Here is a 19204-nt window from a genome sequence, read left to right on the forward strand (position 1 = left end):
GACATCGCCCGCCGACCTCAGGTGGCGGGAGTGGTCCCCTCCGCGGGCGCGGCGCGCGGCGGGCGACGCCTGGACCGCACCGAATGACGCACTGCGTCGGCGGCCAGCACGACCAGCGCGATCCACACGATGAGAAAGCCCGTCCAACGGGCCGAACTCATGTGCTCACCCAGGGCCAGGCCGGTGAGAAACTGCAGGATCGGCGCGATGAACTGCAGCAGCCCGATCGTCACCAGGGTCACCCGGCGGGCGGCGGCCGCAAACAGCAGCAACGGCACCGTGGTGACGATGCCGGTCGAGACCAGCAACAACGCGTGCGAGACCCCGTGCGAACCGAAGGTCGCCTGCCCACTGGTCGCAAGCCACACCATGGCTGCGGCCGCGAACGGGGCCAGCACCGCCGTCTCCGCGGTGAGGCTCTGCAGGGCGCTCAGCTGCACGCCGAGGCGCTTTTTGACCAGCCCGTAGGTGCCGAACGAGAAGGCCAACCCGAGCGCCACCCACGGCACCGACCCGGTGGCGATCGCCAGGTAGATGCCGCCGATGCCGCCGATGACCACGGCCACGGCCTGCCCGCGGCGGATCGTCTCGCGCAGCACCAACAGCCCGAGGGCGACGCTGACGAGCGGATTGAGAAAGTAGCCGAGCGCCGCGTCGGTGACATGCCCGCTGGTCACCGCGAAAACGTAGATCAGCCAGTTGATCGCGATGAGGGCCCCCGCCAGCAACACCCCCGCCAAGCGTCGCGGCGAGCGCAGCGCCTGCAGCAGCCCCTTGGCCTGGCGCAGCACGACGAGCAGCACGACGCACAGCAGGGCGCTCCACAGGATGCGGTGGACGAGGATCTCCGCGGCGCCGCTCGGTGCCAGCGTGAGGAAGTACAGGGCCATCCCGCCCCAGATGGTGTACGCGCCGAGTCCGTACAGGGTGCCGGCGCGCGCCTGGCTCACGTCGGTGACGCCGGTCGATTCGGCCGACCCCGTCGAGCCGGCCGAACCAGCGCTCAGCTCACGGTCCACGTGTCCCTGCCGGCGAGCAGGGCGGCGATGTCGTCGTCGTCGGCCGGTCCGCCGTTGGCTGCGACCGCCCCGGCGACCTGGGAACGCACCTGGTCGTCGTACGTCGGCTTGGAGACCGAGCGGAAGATGCCCATCGGCACGTGCGCCATGTCGGGGCCGTCGAGCTGGGCGATGGCGAAGGCCGTCGCCGGGTTGTCAGCCTGAGCGTCGTGCACGATGATGCGGGACTCGTCGAGCCCGGTGGTGCCGACGACCTGCAGCTCGCCGTTGGCTCCCCACACAAGCGCGTGGTTCTCGCCGGCGCGGACCTGCTCCTTGTCGTTGACGTGCAGGATGCGCGCCTGCGCCTGGTCGCGGTCCTTGAGTACCTGGAACGCGCCGTCGTTGAAGATCGGGCAGTTCTGGTAGATCTCGACGAACGACGCGCCCCGGTGCCGGGCCGCCGCCTCCAGGGTGGCGGTCAGGTGTTTGCGGTCCGAGTCCATCGTGCGAGCCACGAACGTCGCTCCGGCGCCCAGGGCCAACGAGACGGGGTTGAACACGCCGTCGACCGACCCGGCGGGGGAGGACTTGGTGATGATGCCCGGCTGCGAGGTGGGGGAGTACTGCCCCTTGGTCAGCCCGTAGATCCGGTTGTTGAACAGCAGGATCTTGAGGTTGACGTTGCGGCGCAGCGCGTGGATGAGGTGGTTGCCGCCGATGGACAGGGCGTCCCCGTCACCGGTGACCACCCACACCGACAGGTCGTCGCGGGAGGTGGCCAGGCCCGTCGCGATGGCCGGCGCGCGCCCGTGGATCGAGTGCATGCCGTAGGTGTCGAGGTAGTACGGAAACCGCGAGCTGCAGCCGATGCCGGAGATGAAGACGATGTTCTCGCGCTTGAGGCCCAGCGTCGGCAGAAAGCCCTGCACGGCCGCCAAGATCGCGTAGTCACCGCAACCGGGGCACCAGCGCACCTCCTGGTCGGAGGTGAAGTCCTTCTTCGTCTGCGCGGGGGCGTCCTGCGGCAGCCGCGGCACGCCGTGCGTGCCCAGGCTCGGCATCCCGAGGTCGATGCTCATGTGGAGTCCTTCGTGCTTGTCGGCGCTTGTCGGCGCCTGTCGGCATGGTGCCGGGGTCAGCCGGCGGGAGGGGTCAGGAGGAGGCGACGGCGTGGTCGCGGGCGACGCCGTTGCTGCTGGTCGGCGTGCCGTTCGACGTGTCGAGATCGTCGAGGCCGGCGACGGCGTCGAGGTCGCCGAGTTGCGCGCCGATGACGTCGACGAGTTCGGCAGAGGCGAACGGCTGGCCGCGCACGGCGGTGTAGGAGTGCACGTCGACCAGGTAGGTGCCGCGCAGCAGCAGCGACAGCTGGCCCATGTTCATCTCCGGCACGAGCACCCGTCGGTAGCGGCGCAGCACCGCTCCGGTGTTGGCCGGCATGGGGTTGAGGTACTTCAGATGCGTCGTGGCGACCTGCAGGCCCGATTGCCGCAGCTGGCGGGCGGCGGCGCTGATGGGGCCGAACGTCGAGCCCCACCCGAGCACGAGCAACTCGGCCGAGCCGCTGGGGTCGTCGACCTCCAGGTCGGGCACCTCGATGCCGGCGATCTTGTCCGCCCGCAGCCGGGTCATCTTGTCGTGGTTGTCGGGATCGTAGGAGATGTCGCCGGTGCCGTCGGCCTTCTCGATGCCGCCGAGGCGGTGCTCCAGCCCGGGTGTGCCGGGGATGGCCCACGGGCGGGCCAGCGTCTGCGGGTCGCGCAGGTACGGCTGGAAGTCGGGGGTGCCGTCGGCCGCCACGGCGTTGGGTTCGGTGGCGAACTGCACGTCGATGGCGGGCAGGTCGGCGACGTCCGGGATCCGCCACGGCTCCGAGCCGTTGGCCAGGTAGCCGTCGGAAAGCAGGATGACGGGAGTGCGGTAGGTCGTCGCGATCCGCACGGCCTCCATCGCCATCGTGAAGCAGTCGGTGGGCGTGCTCGGCGCGATGATCGCGACCGGTGCCTCACCGTTGCGGCCGTACATGGCCTGCAGCAGGTCGGCCTGTTCGGTCTTGGTCGGCAGCCCGGTCGAGGGCCCGCCGCGCTGCACGTCGATGATGACCATCGGCAGCTCGACCGAGACAGCAAGGCCGATCATCTCCGCCTTGAGGGCAAGGCCCGGCCCAGACGTCGAGGTGACGCCGAGGGCACCCGCGAAGGCCGCGCCCAGGGCGATACCGGCGCCGGCGATCTCGTCCTCGGCCTGCAGGGTCGTCACGCCGTAGCGCTTGAGGTTGGAGAGCGTGTGCAGGATGTCGGAGGCCGGGGTGATCGGGTAGCTGCCGAGCACCAGCGGCAGGCCGCTGCGGTGCGCCGCGGTGACCAGGCCGTAGGCGGTGGCCACGTTGCCGGTGATATTGCGGTAGCGACCCGGTGCCATGGGCGCGGGGGCGACTTCGAAGTGAACGGTGAAGTCCTCGCTGGTCTCGCCGTAGTGGTAGCCGGCGGTCAGGGCCGTGAGGTTGGCTTCGAGCACCTCGGGCTTCTTGGCGAACTTGGACTTCAGGAACGCGCGGGTGCCCTCCAGCGGGCGCGAGTACAGCCAGGAGAGCAGGCCGAGGGCGAACATGTTCTTCGCCCGCTCCTTCTCCTTACGGGTCAGGCCGAAGTCGGCCAGAGCCTCGACGGTCACCGAGGTCAGCGGCAACGAGTGCACGTGCCAGGACTCCAGCGAGCCGTCCTCCAGCGGGTTGGCCGAATAGCCGACCTTGGCCAGGCTTCGCTTGGAGAACTGGTCGGAGTCGGCGATGATCGTGCCGCCGCGGCGCAGATCGCGCAGGTTGGCCTTGAGCGCCGCCGGATTCATCGCGACCAGCACGTCGGGGCCGTCGCCCGGGGTGAGCACGTCGTGGTCGGCGAAATGCAGCTGGAAACTGGAGACGCCCGGCAACGTGCCCTGCGGGGCGCGGATCTCGGCGGGGAAGTTCGGCAGCGTCGACAAGTCGTTACCCAGCGCGGCCGTCTCACTGGTGAATCGGTCTCCGGTCAACTGCATGCCGTCGCCGGAGTCGCCGGCGAAGCGGATGATGACGCGGTCGAGCTGCTGGACCTGCTTGACGGACATGAGATGAGCTCACCAGGCTTCCGGGGACTTTTCGCTTCGTACTGGGCGGCCGGTCCTCTTGTCGCGACCGCCAACGGTCCATGGTAGGAGAACCTTACGCCTGCGTAGGTTGCGTTCCGCAGCGTGAACGCGCCGCGAACCTAAGACCGTGAACCCTCAGGTCAGACACGAGCGGGTCGGCGGCTATTCCCGGCGACGGACACTCGTTTCGACCGGTGAGACGAACGACCGTCCGCGACCGTTGGTGCGCTGCGGAACACGCGGCGGGTCCAGGCGCGTTGGGCCTGGCATGACCAACCACTTCAACGGCGTGAAGACCGCTGCGCTGTTCGGCGCCATCTTCGCGATCCTGCTGGGGATCGGTGCGCTCATCCAAGGCGGCCGCTACATCTGGGTGTTCGCGCTGATCGGTGTGGCCATGACGTTCTACGGCTACTGGAACAGCGACAAGATCGCCATCAAGGCGATGCAGGCGTATCCGGTGACGCGCGAGCAGGCCCCGGCGATGTATCGGATCGTGGAGGAGCTGTCGGCCAAGGCCAACCAGCCGATGCCGGCTCTGTACATCTCGCCGACCCAGGCCCCGAACGCGTTTGCGACCGGGCGCAATCCGCAGCACGCCGCGGTGTGTTGCACCGAGGGCATCCTGGATCTGCTCGACGAGCGGGAGTTGCGCGGGGTGCTGGGCCACGAGCTGATGCACGTCTACAACCGCGACATCCTGACCTCTTCGGTGGCGGCCGCGCTGGCCGGCATCATCACGAGCGTCGCGCAGATGGCCATGTTCTTCGGCGGCAGCCGCGAGAATCGTCCGAATCCGATCGCGATGATCGCGATCGCGCTGCTGGCGCCGCTGGCGGCCTCGATCATTCAGATGGCGATCAGTCGCACCCGCGAGTACGACGCGGACGAGGACGGCGCCAAGCTCACCGGCGACCCGTTGGCCCTGGCCGACGCCCTGCGCAAGCTGGAGTCCGGCGTGCAACGCGCCCCGCTGCCTCCGGACCCCAAGCTGCAGAACGCCGCGCACATGATGATCGCCAATCCGTTTCGCGCCGCCGACGTCAAGAGCCTGTTCTCCACCCACCCCCCGATGGCCAACCGCATCGACCGCCTGGAGAACATGGGCCGCGAACTGGGCCGCTGACCCGCTCCCCGGCGGCCGACGTGCGAGGGTGGGGTGATGGGGAGTCTGACCGTGGAGGAGGCCCGCGAGCGGGCCCGACTGCTCGATGTCACCGGTTACCAGGTGGAGCTCGACCTGGATCGGGGGGCGCAGGTCTTCGGGTCGGTGACGCGGATCGCGTTCGACTGCCGAGAGCCGGGGGCCGCGACCTTCCTCGACGTGCGCGCCGTGGAACTGGGCTCGGTGATGCTCAACGGCCGCGAACTCGACCCCACGACGTGCGTCGACGGACGCCTGCCGCTGCTCGACCTGGCGGCGAGCAACGTCGTGCAGGTCGAGGCGACGATGGCCTATCGGCACGACGGTGAGGGGCTGCATCGCGCGACCGATCCCGCGGACGGCAACGACTACGTCTACGCGATGACCTTTCTCGACGCGGCCCCCACCGTCTTCGCGTGCTTCGACCAACCCGATCTCAAGGCGCCCTACGAGGTGCAGGTGCGGGTGCCGCAGGACTGGTCGGTCCTCGGCAACGGCGCGGCGAAACAAGTCGGCCCAGGGGAGTGGGCGCTGGAACGGACGCAGCCCCTGGCGACCTACTTCGTCACGGTGTGCGCCGGGCCGTGGGTCAGCGTGCGCGCCGAGCACCGGGGAATCGACCTCGGCTGGCACGCTCGGGCCAGCGTCGCCGCCGAGTTGCGCGAACAGGTCGACGAACTGCTGGAGGTCACCCGCGACGGGCTGGACTACTTCGAGCGGCTCTTCGGCATCGACTACCCGTTCGGCCCCTCCTACGATCAGGTGCTCGTCCCGGAGTTCAACGCCGGCGCGATGGAGAACCCGGGCTGTGTGACCTACTCCGAGCACGCGCTGCACCGGGGGGCGGCAACATTGGCGCAGCGCCGGGGCCGGGCCAACACGATCCTGCACGAGATGGCGCACATGTGGTTCGGCGACCTCGTGACGATGCGCTGGTGGGACGACTTGTGGCTCAACGAGTCGTTCGCCGAGTACATGGCCCACCGCGCGCAGGAGGCGATCGGCCGGTTCGAGGGCGCGTGGGCCGAGTTCGGCATCTCCCGCAAGGCGTGGGGGTACGCGGCGGAGCGGCGGCCCTCGACGCATCCGGTCGCGGCCAACCCGGCCCCCGACGCGGCCAGCGCCCTGCAGAACTTCGACGGCATCTCCTACGCCAAGGGCGCCTGCGTGCTGCGGCAGCTGATCGCCTACGTCGACGACGGACCGTTCATCGCCGGCGTGCGCGACCACCTGCACGATCACGCCCACGGCAACGCCGACCTGGCCGACTTCCTCGACGCGGTGGGTGCCGCCAGCGGGCTGGACCTGCGCAGCTGGGCCCAGGCGTGGCTGCGTTCGGCCGGACGCGACGAGCTGGCCGTCGAGATCGAGACGAGGCAGGACGAAAAGACCGGCGAGATGATCCGCGAGGCCCGGTTGTGGCGCACCCCGCCGATGGGGGAGTGGGGCGAGCTGGCCGCCGACCGGCCGCACGCCCTCGACATTGCCGGCTTCACCGACGGGCAGCAGGTATGGCGGATCGACGTGCGCGCCCTCGGCGACGAGACGCTGCTGCCCGGGCTGACCGGCCGCCCAGCGCCCGCGCTGGTGCTGCCGAATGCCGCCGACCTCACCTGGGCCGACGTGCGCTTGGACGCCGCGAGCGCCGTGCACCTGCCGCGGCAGCTGCCTCCGCTGCACGACCCGCTGGCCCGGGTGGTCACCTGGGTCGCGCTCGCCGACGCGGTGGTGCAGGGCGCCACGCCCCCGGACCTCTACCTGGAGACCCTCGTCGCGGCGCTGCCGACCGAACGCGACAGCGGTGTCGTGGCCATGCTCGGCCGCGTCGCGGGGTCGCTGGCCACCTCGTACTTCGCCGATGAGCAAGGCGCGCGCACCCGCATCGCCCGCGCCGGTCACCTCCTGCTCGAACGCCTGGGTGACGCGCAGGCAGCAGACGCGACCGAGGGCGTCGAGGCGGCTGAGCGAGCGTCGCTGCGGCTGGCGGCGCTGCGGATCGTGGCCTCGGCCACCGACGACGTGGCCTTGCTGCGCACCTGGCTGGCCGGAGAGGGCGCGGCCGACGGGCTCGGCGCGGATCGCGACTTCGGCTGGTTGTGTCTCACCGCCCTCGCCCGGCTGGGCGCGGCCGGCGAGACGCAGATCGAGGAGCGGCTGGCTGCCGACAGCTCCCTCGACGGCCATCTGGCTGCGCTCGCGGCCCGCGCCGCCATTCCGACGGCCGCCGCGAAGGCTCAGGCGTGGGACGTGCTGGTGGGGCGCCCCGAGGGTGGCGGCGCAAGCAACTCCGAGCGGCTGCACACGGGCCTCAGCTTCTGGCGCTGCCCCGATCTCGACCTCGTGCGCCCCTACGTGCCTCGCTACGCGCAGGAGCTGCCCGAGCTGGCGGGCGTGCTCGGCGAGTACGCACTCGGTCGGGTCGCCGAAGCGGCGTTCCCGCACGCCGTCACCGAGGCGCACACCGCCGAGGTGATCGAGGCAGCCCTGCAGCGCCCCGACTTGGCCGCGGCCGTCCGCCGCTCCTTCGCCGACGGCCTCGCCGACCTCCGCTACGCCCTGGTCTCCCGCTCCCGCTACTAACGCCCGCCGCCCTGCGCCGGGCGACATGGTTCGCGGCGACCTGCACAGCCACCCGCTGAACTTCGCCCGTGAGTGTCTTTCGGGCGATCAGGGGCGGCCGTCGCGCCAGGTGCGGTAGCGGCGGGCGATGACGACGACGAGGGGCTCGACCTCGATGCCCTCCTCGGCGGTGAGGCGGGCGCGCACCTGATTGCGCGTGTGCCGGATGGCCAGCAGGCCCAGGAGGGCGATCGGCAGCTGCGCGGCCATCGCCCAGCGGAACGCCTCGAAGCTGTATCCGCCGAACAGGTCGAGCACGACACCGATGCACAGGATCGCCAGCAGCGCGCCGGTGAAGCCCCCGGTGTTGATGACGCCCGTTGCGGTCCCGAGGCGATGGCTGGGCATGAAGGTGCGGGCGAAGTCGAAGCCGATGGCCGAGCCCGGGCCGCCGACCGCGATGCAGATCATGAGGATGGCCACCAGCCACAGCGGCGCGGCGCTCGGCAGGGCCAAGATGACGATCCAGGGGATCATCGTCACCGCGACGACCCCGATGGCCATATTGCTGCGCCGGTACGGATGCCGACCGGTGAGGATCCCCAGCATGGGCCCGACGACCAGGCTCGTGATGGCGAAGAGGGTCATCATAGCGCTGGCCTGCGGGCCGGTCAGCGCCTGCCCGACCGTCAGGTACGGAAAGCCCCACATCATCGCGAACGTCATCGTCGAGAACGACGTGGTGAAGTGCGTCGCCATGCCCAGCCGCGTCGCCGGGTGCGCCCAGACCGCCTTGATCCGCTCGGTGATCGGCGCACCGTCGAACTCCGGCGCGACCACCCGCAGCGAGCCGGTGTCGGTGCGTCGCAGCGGCGAGTTACGCACGAACAGCACGGCCGCCAGCGCGCCGAACAGGCTGACGAAGGACGCGGCCAGGAACGCCGGGCGCCAGCCGAAGGAGTGCAGCGCCCACGCGAACGGAATGGCGGAGGCGATCTGCCCCAGCTGCCCGAGCATGCCGGTCAACTGCGTCATCAGCGGCGCCCGGTCGGGCGGGAACCACGAGGGGATCGTACGCAGCACGCTCGCGAAGATCATCGCGTCGCCGCCGCCGAGCAGGAGTCGGGCGACGATGCCCGAGGGCACCGACTCCGCGAACGCCAAAGCGAACTGCCCCAGGAACATCAGCGCGCTACCGAAGATCAGCAACGCCCGCGGTCCGAACCGATCGATGAGCACCCCGACGGGGATCTGTAGGCCCGCGTACACGACGAGTTGCAGCACGACGAACGAGCCGATGACCCCCCGCCGGCGCGTTGAAGTGACGGGCCGCGTCGAGACCGGCGATGCCGAAGCTCGTGCGCTGCATCACCGCGGCGACGTAGATGAAGACGCCGGCGACCCATACGACCCACATCTGGCGCGATCTCACGAAGGTCGATTGTGCCAGCCGCGGCAAGGGAGGGCGGCAGACGCAGCGGCGGCGACACCCTGCAAGGGATGTCGCCGCCTCAAACGTGTCGCCGGCTAAGCCGCCGTGCCTCAGCTGCCGCGCAGATCGAAGTCGTCGTCGCGCCACTCGCCCTCGGGGCGGTTGCCGACGATGCCCTCCTCCCGATGCCGCAGCTCGACGCGGCGGATCTTGCCGCTGATCGTCTTGGGCAGTTCGCCGAACTCCAGGCGACGGATCCGCTGGAACGGGGCCAGCCCCTCGCGACAGTGCCGCAGGATCGACTCGGCCGTCTCCCGTGTCGGCTCGTGCCCGGGAGTCAGCACGACGTACGCCTTGGGCACCGCGAGCCGCAGCTCGTCGGGCGCGGGCACGACCGCCGCCTCGCCCACGGCCGGGTGCTCGATGAGCACCGACTCCAGCTCGAACGGGGAGATCTTGTAGTCGCTGGCCTTGAACACGTCGTCGGTGCGGCCGACGAAGGTCACGCGGCCCGTCTCGTCCATGCTCGCGACGTCACCGGTGTGGTAATAGCCGCCGGCCATCGCCTCGTCGTTGCGCGCCGGGTCGTCCTGATAGCCGGCCATGAGCGACACGGGGTGCTTCGACAGGTCGAGGCACAGCTCGCCCTCCTCCTTGGTCGGCTCGCCGGTGACGGGGTCGACCAGCACCGACGGGATGCCGGGCAGCGGGCGGCCCATTGAGCCCGCCACCACGTCCTGACCGGGGGTGTTGCCGATCTGGCACGTGGTCTCGGTTTGGCCGAAGCCGTCGCGGATCGTCAGGCCCCAGTGCTTCTGCACCTGCTCGATGACCTCCGGATTCAGTGGCTCCCCGGCGCCGACGACCTCGCGCAGGCTGCCGCGGCGGCCGTCGAGATCGGCCTGGATGAGCATGCGCCACACGGTCGGCGGGGCGCAGAACGTGGTGACTCCGGCGTCGCCCATCGCACTGAGCAGGCCGACCGCGTCGAAGCGCGTGTAGTTGTACTCGAAGATCGTGGCGCCGGCGATCCACGGCGCGAAGAAGCAACTCCACGCGTGCTTGGCCCAGCCGGGGGAGCTGATCGCCAGGTGCACGTCGCCGGGCTTCAGGCCGATCCAGTACATCGTGCTCAGGTGTCCGACGGGGTAGCTGACCTGGGTGTGCAGCACCAGCTTGGGCTTGCTCGTGGTGCCCGACGTGAAATACAGCAGTAGCGCGTCACTCGCGTCGGTGACGACCTCGCAGCGCGGCGCCTCCGGCCCGGCCTGGGCGTCACGCAGATTCGCGAAACCTTCGGCCTCGCCCGCACAGATCAGTGTGAGGTCGGGGGCGGTCTCCTTGGCCCAGTAGAGCTTGCCGGCGTCGTCGGGGCTGCAGATGATCGCCTTGGCGTCGGCGCGCGCGATCCGCTCCTTGAGGTCGGCGGCGCCCAGGGCGACGGTCGTGGGGGCGATGACGGCGCCGATCTTCATGATCGCCAGCATCGAGTCCCACAGATCGACCTGGTTGCCGAGCATGAGCAGCACCGCGTCACCCTTGCCGAGGCCCCGCTCGCGCAACCACGCGGCGAGCTTGTCGCTGCGGGTGCGCATCTGCTCGAACGTGTACTGCTCCTGGGTGCCGTCTTCCTCGACGATCCACAGGGCAGGCTGCTCGTTGCCCTCGGCAAGGACATCGAACCAGTCGATCGCCCAGTTGAACGGCCCGGAGATGTCCGGCCACGTGAAGCCGGCGACAGCGCTGTCGTAGTCGGCGCGGTGTTGCAGCAGGAAGTCCCGCGCGGCGGCGTACTGCGAGGTAACGGTGCTCATCCGTCTTCTGTATCAGGAACGGCCCGCCGGGCTGGCCCATTTGGGTCAACTGTGCCCGGGACCTCGCCGCCCAGGGTGGCAGGAGGTCAGGCCGCCGCGGGGTGCTCGCGCACCATCGGGTCGAGATGCCGGCTGATCGCCTCCGCCCACGGACGGGTGGACAGGTCGCGGGTCAGGCCGACCCCGACGCCGTACTTGCTCATCGACACCGGGCGGGCGCCCAGCTCCAGCAGCAGGCGGTGGATCGGGTCGCGCTCAGTGGGGGTCTTGACCTCCAGCAGCAGCCGATCGTGCAGGGCGTGCAGGCTACGCCCGGGCCCCACGCACTCCAGATCGGTGTCGACGGTGAGCCGCACCGGGCGGTGCCGGCCGACGAGGGTCGTGCGCGAGTAGGTCGTGATGAGCGCCTCCCGCAGCCCGGTCAGCGGGGGATAGCCGCGGTCGGCCAGTTCGGTGTGCACCGCGGCCACGGCCGGGTGCCCGGTGTGGGAGTCGGCCGGGTGCCCGGCGCCGGTGAGCTGGGCGACGTCGGTGTCGTCGATGGCCCAGCGCAGCTTCTGCGTACCCCGGGCCCCGGCGAGCTTGAGCTCCAGGTGGCTGCCGCCGGAGTCGAGATAGGTGCGGGTGCGCACCTTGAACCGGCGCCGACGGCCCTGCACGTGCTCCCGGAAGGTGCGCAGGTCGGCGGTGTCGAAGTAGCGCGATTCGTACGCGAACCGGCGCCTGCCGTCGATGTCGAGCACGTCGAGCGCGCCCTCCGCGCCCTCCGCGCCGTCCGGCCCGTTCGGCCCGCCCGCCTCCGTCTCCAACTGCTCGACGAGGCGGGCCAGGACAGCCGGGTACAGCACGTACTTGGTGTCGACGCGATCCTGCAGCTCGGCGCGCTGCAACACCGTGGCCAGGTCGACGGGTGTCATGCGGGCGGCCAGAGAGTCCATGGCTGCACTCGCTGGGCTGGTGGGGCTGACCGGGTTGATCGTCGTGCTCATCGGGCACCGCCGGCGTAGATCGCGTCGCCCTGGGCGTGCCCACCGGGCAGCGCTGCGGCGGCCGTGGCCTTCTTGGGCCGCTCGACCTCGACCTTGAGCACCATGACGTCGCGCACGTAGTCGATCTCCTCGACGACCACCGACAGGGCGGGGATGCGCAGGCGCCCGTAGAGGTCGGCGCGCAACGCGTCCGGATCGTCGTGCACCACATCGAGGGTGATGCGGCGGGTCTCGGTCGGGCGCCGCTTGACGGCCTGCTCGCCGCGGTCCAGCGCCCACAGCGCGCCGACCAGCAGCACGTTGATCGTGATCGCCAGCGGCAGCACGTGCGCACCCAGGGAGTTGACGAGGCCCAGCACGAGCGCGACGAAGTAGTACGCGACCTCCGTCTGGGAGATCGCCGAGGAGCGCAGCCGGATGATCGACAGGATGCCGAAGAGCCCCATGCCCAGTGCCAGGCCGCCGTCGGCGCCGGCCAGCAAAGCGACCGCCCCGAAGACGCCGATGTTCAGCACGATGTAGCTGAGCATGAGGTCCACCTTGCTGTGCCGGCGCCGGTAGCAGCCGAACACGAGCACGGTGATGATGGTCAGGTTGAGGGCCAGGCCGGTGAACAGCGTGGTCAGGTCCATGGGGGTGTCCTCTCGGGGCGGCGCCGCAGGGGTGCCGGTCGATGGTCGGCTGCGATGAGAATCAGCGTGCCCGCCCGCTGTGAGCCGGTGATGACGGCTGGATGAGAGCACTCTCATCGACGATGAGAGCCTTCTCATCGCCAGGGGGGTGACCGGGCGGCGGGGGGAGGGTGACGATGAAGTCATGCCTCCCGTACGTCTCGTCTTTGCCGCCGTGGTCGCCATCGGCGTCGCCGCCGCTGTGGCGTTCGGCGCGTCCTGGGGCTTGGGCTCGCAGCAGCCCGAACTCGGCCGCGTCGTCGATCTCAACCGCGTTCCCGCCGCCGTGACGTCCTCTCCGGGCACCGCGGCCACCGCCCCGACGCAGAGCCCGACCCAGAGTCCGGCGTCGGGCGCCACGCAGCCCGCGCCCACGACGTCCGGGTCGACCGCGCAGAAGTCGTCAGGATCGACTGGTGCGCGAAAGCCCACCCCGGCGCGCACCTCGTCTGCGAAGGTCGTGCGGCCCGTACCCAAGCCGCCGACCCGAGTGGCGGTGGACGACGACGACGATGACGACGACGATGATGATGACGACGATGACGATGACGATGACGACGACTGAGCAGGGCCGATGACTGAACCGAACGACAGCAGCGGGGCCGGGGCGACCTACGGGTGGCGCCGGCCCTCGTTGCGGCGGCGCGTGCTGGCGGCGATCGCGGCCCTGTCAGCGGCGGGACTCATCGGCGCCGGCGCGCCGGCGTTGCTGTTTGAACGGCAGCGGGTCGGCGATCGCATCGAACGTCAACTGGCCCAGGAGGTCCGCGAGTTCACCGAGTTGGCCGCCTCGGGCATCGATCCGGACACGGGACAGGGTTTCACCGACGCCGAGCGTCTCTTCACCGTCTCCATGCAGCGCAAGGTGCCTGACGAGAACGAGACGCACGTCGGCTATCTCACCGGCTCGGCGATCGTGCAGGCCGACGGCGACGGTGACGTGCACGCCGATCCGGCGTTCCGGGCGGAGGTCACGGCTCACGAGAACCCGGCGTTCGGCGACTACACAAGCCCGGCCCACGGCCGCATCACCTACGCCGTCATGCCCGTCGTGCAGGGCGCCGACCGCGGTCACTATGTCGCGTTCTACTACCTGGACCGCGAGCTGGCCGAGTTGCACGACACGATCCGCTCGTACGCGATCGCCGCGGTCATCGCCTGGCTTGTGCTGCTGCTCGCGGCCTGGTTGCTCGTGCGCCGGTTGTTGCGACCGATGGAGGAGCTGCGAGCCACGGCCGAGGCGATCACCGAGACCGACCTCTCCCGCCGGTTGGCGGTGCACGGCGACGACGAGGTGGCCGACCTCTCCCGGCAGTTCAACGGCATGCTCGACCGCCTGCAGGAGGCGCTCGGTGCGCAACGCGGGATGCTCGACGACGCGGGGCACGAGCTGCGCACGCCGATCACCGTGCTGCGCGGCCACCTCGAGTTGATGGACGCCGACGATCGCGGCGATGTCGAGGCGGTGCGCGCGTTGGCCATCGACGAGCTGGATCGCATGAGCGGGCTCGTCGAGGACCTCATCGTACTGGCCAAGGCACGACGGCCGGATTTCGTGCGGCCGCAGGAGTTCGAGGTCGCGTTGCTCGTCGAGGAGTGTCTGGCCAAGGCGCGCTCGCTGGGCGAGCGGACCTGGGTCGTCGATCAGCTCTCCAACGTGTGGGTCACCGGTGACCCGCGGCGGCTGACGCAGGCGATGCTGCAGCTGACCGCCAATGCCGTCGCCGTGACCGCGCCGGGCGACGAGATCGGCTTCGGGTGTGCCCGCGGCCCGCACGGTGTGCAGCTGTGGGTGCGGGACACCGGGCCCGGGGTGCCGCCCGCCGAGCGCTTCCGCATCTTCGGCCGGCACCGCTCCGGCTCGACCGGCCGCGAGGGCAGCAGTGGGCTGGGGTTGGCGATCGTCATGGCGATCGCGCAGGCCCACGGCGGAACCGCGTGGGTGTCGGCGGCGGGGGCGGCCGGCGGGGCACGGTTCGTCATCGAGCTGCCGGCGGGAGCCATCGCTGCCGACCCGGACGACGAAGGCGAAGACGCACAGGAGAGTGTGGGGATCTCGGGCGGTGAGGTGCGATGAGCCGTATCCTCATCGCCGAGGACGAGCCGCGGATCGCCAGCTTCGTCGCCAAGGGCCTGGGCGCCAGCGGGTTCACGACGACGATCGTTGAGGACGGCGCGTCGGCCCTCGCGCACGCGGTCGGCGGCGAGTACGACCTCATCATCCTCGACGTGGGCCTGCCCGCCATGGACGGCTTCGAGGTGCTGCGCCGGCTGCGCGGCACGGGGTCGGCGCTGCCCGTCATCATCCTCACGGCCCGCGACTCGGCCGCCGACACGATCGCCGGCCTGGAGGGCGGCGCCGACGACTACATGAGCAAGCCCTTCTCCTTCGGTGAGCTGCTCGCCCGCATCCGGCTGCGGCTGCGTGCTCCTTCCGGTGGCGACTCGGCGGCGATGGAGCTCTCGGCGGGCGCCATCAGCCTCGACGTGCGCTCGCGGCAGGTGCGGGTCGACGGCAAGGTGCGCGACCTCTCCGCGCGGGAATTCACGCTGCTGGAGACGTTCCTGCGCAACCCCGGGCAGGTGCTCTCCCGCGAGCAGCTGCTGAGCCACGTGTGGGGCTACGACTTCGACCCCGGCTCCAACGTCGTCGACGTGTACGTGCGGTACCTACGCCGCAAGCTCGGCGCCGAGGTCATCGAGACCGTCCGCGGCATGGGCTACCGCCTGCGCGCCTGACCCGCCGACGGGCCCGTCCGCGCCCTCCCCGCACGCCGACGGTCGCGGTCCCTGCCGACGGTTGCTGTCGCGACCGCAACGCTCGGCAGGGAGCGCAGCAGTCGCCAGGGGCAGGGCCGGGGGCAGGGCCGGGGCCAGGGCTCCGGAGCCTTTGGGGCCGGCGCCTGCGGCCAGGGACCGGGCCAGGGACCTGGTGCTGGGGGAGACTGGGCCGGTGGTCTTCGACGTGGCGCGCATCGGGCATGGGCTGCCGTTCGCGGTGAGCCTGCCGGCGTTGCGCGAGGCGCTCGCGGAGGTCGGATCGGCCGCGATCGTGCAGGCCCCGCCGGGCACCGGCAAGACGACGCTCGTCCCGCCGCTGGTCGCGGAGTTGGTCGCTGCCTGGGGTCCCAACGGGATGCCGTCGAGCGGAGCCGCCACCCCAGGGGCCGGGGGCGCGGCGGGCGGTTCCGGTCCTGCCGGGCGGCGAACCGGGCGGGTGGTCGTCACGCAGCCCCGACGGATCGCGGTGCGGGCGGCGGCGGCCCGTTTGGCGCAGCTGGACGGTTCGGGCGTGGGGGAGCGGGTCGGCTTCACAGTCCGCGGGGAGCGGCGGATGTCCCGCGCCACCGTCGTCGAGTTCTGCACGCCCGGGGTGCTACTGCGGCGCCTGCTCGCCGACCCGGAGCTGCCCGGCGTCGCGGCAGTCGTGCTGGACGAGGTGCACGAGCGCGGCCTGGAGACCGACCTGCTCGTCGGCATGCTCGCTCAGGTCCGCCAGTTGCGCGAGGACCTGCGCCTCGTCGCCATGTCGGCCACCCTCGACGCGCCGCGCTTCGCGGCACTGCTCGGCGACGGTGAGCCGGTGCCGATCGTCGACTGCCCCGCCGCGCTGCATCCGCTGCAGGTGCTGTGGCGGCCGCCGCCCGACGGGCGCTTCGACGCTCGCGGCGTGACCCGCGGCTTTCTCGACCACGCCTCCTCCGTCACCCGGGAGGCGCTGCGCGCCCACCCGGAGGCCGATGCCCTCGTCTTCCTGCCCGGCGCCTGGGAGGTCGGCCGGGTGGCGGCGACCCTGCGCGCCGCGCTGCCCGCACCGTCGGACGGCGACAGGGCCGGAGGCGACCCGGTCGCGGGGATCGAGGTGCTGGAACTGCACGGTCGCCTGCCGCCCCGAGAGCAGGACCGGGTCGTCCGCGGCCGGCGGCCGGGCGAACCCCGCCGGGTCGTCGTCTCGACGGCGGTGGCCGAGTCGTCCCTCACCGTCCCTGGCGTGCGACTCGTCGTCGACGCGGGCCTCTCGCGTGAGCCGCGCCGGGACGCCGCGCGCGGCATGTCGGGCCTGGTCACAGTGGCGGCCTCCCGCGACGCCGCCACGCAGCGCGCGGGCCGCGCGGCCCGGCTCGGCCCGGGCACGGTGGTCCGCTGCTACGACGAGCAGACCTACGCCCGCATGCCCGCGCACGTCACGCCGCAGATCGCCGCGGCCGACCTCACCGAAGCGGCGCTGTTGCTGGCCTGCTGGGGGACTCCCGGAGGGGTTGGGTTGCCGCTGCCCGATCCGCCTCCGGCCGCGGCGCTCGCCGATGCGCACGCCGTGCTTCGCGGGCTCGAAGCGCTCGAGGCGGACGGCCGTGCGAGCGCGGCGGGACGGGAGCTTGCGGCCCTACCCGTGGATCCGCGCCTGGGGCGAGCGTTGCTCGCGGGGAGCCGGGCGGTCGGTGCCCGCCGTGCCGCCGAGGTCGTCGCCGCCCTCGCTGACGATCACCGACCCGAAGGCGCGGACCTGCCGGGACTGCTGGTGCGCCTGCGCTCGGGCCACGCCCCGGGACATGCCACCTGGCAGTCCCAACGTCGCCGCCTCGAAACCCTCGCCACCGGCCAGCACAGCGAGGCACCGGCAGGCTCGGGATCGCCCGAGGTCACGGGCGCCGCAGGGGGGAGGTCGGCTCACCGCACCGCGGCTCCGATGGGTCATCGTTCTGCGGATGAGGTAGCGGGGCTGGTGGTCGCGCTCGCCTTTCCCGACCGGATCGCGCGTCTGGACGGCGGGGTGTACCTCCTGGCCGGCGGAACGCGAGCGGCCCTGCCGCCAGCCTCTGCGCTGCGCGGCAGCGAGTGGATCGCGGTGGCCGACGTGGGTCGCAGCGACGCGGCAGCGGCCAGCGGTACCGGCGCCCTCATCCGCCTCGCCGCGCCGTTGACCGAGCAGGATGCGTTGGCGGCCGGCTCGGCGCTCCACACGAAAGTCGCGAGTGCGACCTGGCGCGACGGCCGCGTCACCGCCCGCCGGGTCGAGGCCCTCGGCGCCATCGAGCTGGCCGCGACGCCCATCAAACCCACGCCCGAGCTAGGTCGCGCGGCGGTCACTCGGGCCCTGCGGACCGAGGGTCTGAGCCTGCTGAGCTGGTCGGAAGCCGCCGAGGGACTCCGCCGCCGCCTGGCGTTCCTGCGCCACCACCTGCGCGAGCCGTGGCCCGACGTGCGCGACGACGCGCTGCTGGCCGAGCTGGAGGTCTGGCTCGGCCCCGAACTGGCTCGGCTCGCCGAGGGCACCCGAGCCGAGCGGCTCGACCTGCACGAGGCGCTCCGCCGCCTGCTGCCGTGGGCCGACGGCAGCGCCGGGCGGCTCGACGACCTCGCCCCGGCGCGGCTCCCCGTGCCGAGCGGTCGGACCGCGGCGATCACGTACCCGACCGTCGATCGGGCCGACGAACGCCCGGTCGTCGCGGTGAAGCTGCAGGAGTGCTTCGGCCTGGCCGACACCCCGCGCTTGGCGGACGGCCGTGTCCCGGTGCTCTTCCACCTGCTGTCGCCGGCCGGGCGGCCACTGGCCGTCACCGACGACCTCGCGTCGTTCTGGTCCGGCCCCTACCAGCAGGTCCGCGCCGAGATGCGCGGCCGCTACCCCAAGCACCCGTGGCCGGTGGACCCGTGGACGGCGCCCGCGACCGCCCGGACCACCCGACGCGTCGGCCGCTGAACACGCACAGCCGAGTAGCCGCCACCGCAACACTCCTCTAGGTGGCAAGCGCTAGCATTGCAGTCAATGCAAGCAGACGGAGGGGAGTGTCGAATGGCCACTGTGACGGTTCGCAACCTGTCCCCGGAGACCAGGCAGGCGCTCAAGGAGCGGGCGGCGCGCAACGACCGATCGATGGAGGCGGAGGTCAGGGCAATCCTCGAGGAAGCTGTCCGGCGCCCCAATCACATCGCGCACTGGTTGGAGCGCGCGCAGACGTTGCGCGGAAACGACTTGGAGTTGCCAGAACGGCGCGCGCCACGCGGGGTCGACCTCGCGTGATCATCGTCGACACCAACGTAGTGTCCGAACCGTTGCGTCGCCGGCCGGACCCGCACGTCCTGGCCTGGCTGGAAGCGACCGGCTCGGAGGCTGCCATCACCAGCGTGACGGTCGGCGAGCTCTGGTTCGGGGCCGTGCGACTCCCGGCAGGTCGACGCCGAAGGGAGCTGCTCGAGTCGCTCGAGCAGCTGGTGTTGCAGGCCGGTGATCGTCTGCTGTCGTTCGACGAGCCGGCCGCCCACGCCTACGGCCAGCTACGGGCGGACCGGGAGGCAGCCGGACGCGCGGTCGAGGTCGAAGACCTGATGATCGGTGCAATCTGCCTGGCGCGAGGCCTGCCGCTGGCGACTCGGAACGTCCGGCACTTCGAGGGATTCGGGATCCGGCTCGTGAACCCGTGGGAGGCGGAGCCGGGCGAAGCGTAGCGTGCCCGAGTCGCGCAGCGG

At 71.4% G+C, this 19204-nt stretch carries 15 protein-coding genes and 1 pseudogene; 8 read left to right on the forward strand and 8 right to left on the reverse strand.

Features of this window, described 5'->3' with window-relative positions; genetic code table 11:
• Positions 1-17 precede the first annotated feature (17 nt).
• The 3 genes from rarD to KILIM_RS00680 form a co-directional block, all read right to left on the reverse strand.
• Positions 18-1019: an EamA family transporter RarD gene (gene rarD / locus KILIM_RS00670; protein WP_006590670.1), complete on the reverse strand. Its 1002-nt coding sequence runs from the start codon at positions 1017-1019 to the stop codon at positions 18-20.
• Entirely contained in the window at positions 1004-2080 is a 1077-nt protein-coding gene (locus tag KILIM_RS00675) for a 2-oxoacid:ferredoxin oxidoreductase subunit beta (protein ID WP_006590671.1), read from the reverse strand. The genes rarD and KILIM_RS00675 overlap by 16 nt, the downstream gene beginning before the upstream one ends.
• A 73-nt stretch (positions 2081-2153) precedes the next feature.
• The gene (locus tag KILIM_RS00680; RefSeq protein WP_006590672.1) at positions 2154-4106 is read right to left on the reverse strand and encodes a 2-oxoacid:acceptor oxidoreductase subunit alpha; all 1953 of its coding nucleotides are present in this window, start codon (positions 4104-4106) and stop codon (positions 2154-2156) included.
• Positions 4107-4395: 289 nt separating this feature from the next.
• Between KILIM_RS00680 and htpX the strand changes: the two genes are divergently transcribed.
• Complete coding sequence (gene htpX / locus KILIM_RS00685; RefSeq protein WP_006590673.1) at positions 4396-5253, forward strand: zinc metalloprotease HtpX; 858 nt, start codon at positions 4396-4398, stop codon at positions 5251-5253.
• 36 nt (positions 5254-5289) lie between these two features.
• Positions 5290-7851: an aminopeptidase N gene (gene pepN, locus KILIM_RS00690; RefSeq protein WP_006590674.1), complete on the forward strand. Its 2562-nt coding sequence runs from the start codon at positions 5290-5292 to the stop codon at positions 7849-7851.
• A gap of 87 nt (positions 7852-7938) precedes the next feature.
• Here pepN and KILIM_RS25385 read toward each other — a convergent pair whose 3' ends face one another.
• The 5 genes and pseudogenes from KILIM_RS25385 to KILIM_RS00710 form a co-directional block, all read right to left on the reverse strand.
• The gene (locus KILIM_RS25385) at positions 7939-8589 is read right to left on the reverse strand and encodes an MFS transporter (protein ID WP_373280980.1); all 651 of its coding nucleotides are present in this window, start codon (positions 8587-8589) and stop codon (positions 7939-7941) included.
• Positions 8584-9114, reverse strand: a pseudogene (locus KILIM_RS25390) (MFS transporter); the annotation flags it as partial. The gene KILIM_RS25385 and the pseudogene KILIM_RS25390, both read right to left, overlap by 6 nt.
• A gap of 258 nt (positions 9115-9372) precedes the next feature.
• Positions 9373-11076 (reverse strand): AMP-binding protein, encoded by a 1704-nt coding sequence (locus KILIM_RS00700; protein WP_006590676.1) that lies wholly within the window; start codon positions 11074-11076, stop codon positions 9373-9375.
• An 86-nt stretch (positions 11077-11162) separates the two neighbouring features.
• Complete coding sequence (locus KILIM_RS21910) at positions 11163-12065, reverse strand: polyphosphate polymerase domain-containing protein (protein WP_006590677.1); 903 nt, start codon at positions 12063-12065, stop codon at positions 11163-11165.
• Complete coding sequence (locus KILIM_RS00710) at positions 12062-12697, reverse strand: DUF4956 domain-containing protein (RefSeq protein WP_006590678.1); 636 nt, start codon at positions 12695-12697, stop codon at positions 12062-12064. Before KILIM_RS00710 ends, KILIM_RS21910 begins: the two co-directional genes overlap by 4 nt.
• Positions 12698-12881: 184 nt before the next feature.
• On the opposite strand from KILIM_RS00710, the gene KILIM_RS24435 reads away from it, so the two are divergent.
• The 6 genes from KILIM_RS24435 to KILIM_RS00740 all read left to right on the forward strand — a co-directional run bounded on the left by KILIM_RS24435 (position 12882) and on the right by KILIM_RS00740 (position 19183).
• Positions 12882-13301 (forward strand): hypothetical protein, encoded by a 420-nt coding sequence (locus KILIM_RS24435; protein ID WP_006590679.1) that lies wholly within the window; start codon positions 12882-12884, stop codon positions 13299-13301.
• 9 nt (positions 13302-13310) lie between these two features.
• On the forward strand, positions 13311-14813 hold the full coding sequence (locus KILIM_RS00720; RefSeq protein ID WP_006590680.1) for a sensor histidine kinase: 1503 nt from the start codon (positions 13311-13313) through the stop codon (positions 14811-14813).
• Positions 14810-15475: a response regulator transcription factor gene (locus KILIM_RS00725; protein WP_006590681.1), complete on the forward strand. Its 666-nt coding sequence runs from the start codon at positions 14810-14812 to the stop codon at positions 15473-15475. Before KILIM_RS00720 ends, KILIM_RS00725 begins: the two co-directional genes overlap by 4 nt.
• Before the next feature lie 214 nt (positions 15476-15689).
• Entirely contained in the window at positions 15690-18437 is a 2748-nt protein-coding gene (gene hrpB, locus KILIM_RS00730; protein WP_255247578.1) for an ATP-dependent helicase HrpB, read from the forward strand.
• A gap of 93 nt (positions 18438-18530) precedes the next feature.
• Complete coding sequence (locus KILIM_RS00735) at positions 18531-18758, forward strand: FitA-like ribbon-helix-helix domain-containing protein (RefSeq protein ID WP_006590683.1); 228 nt, start codon at positions 18531-18533, stop codon at positions 18756-18758.
• Positions 18755-19183 (forward strand): type II toxin-antitoxin system VapC family toxin, encoded by a 429-nt coding sequence (locus tag KILIM_RS00740; RefSeq protein ID WP_006590684.1) that lies wholly within the window; start codon positions 18755-18757, stop codon positions 19181-19183. Before KILIM_RS00735 ends, KILIM_RS00740 begins: the two co-directional genes overlap by 4 nt.
• Positions 19184-19204 lie beyond the last annotated feature (21 nt).

This window comes from Kineosphaera limosa NBRC 100340 (assembly GCF_000298215.1).
Lineage (GTDB): Bacteria > Actinomycetota > Actinomycetes > Actinomycetales > Dermatophilaceae > Kineosphaera > Kineosphaera limosa.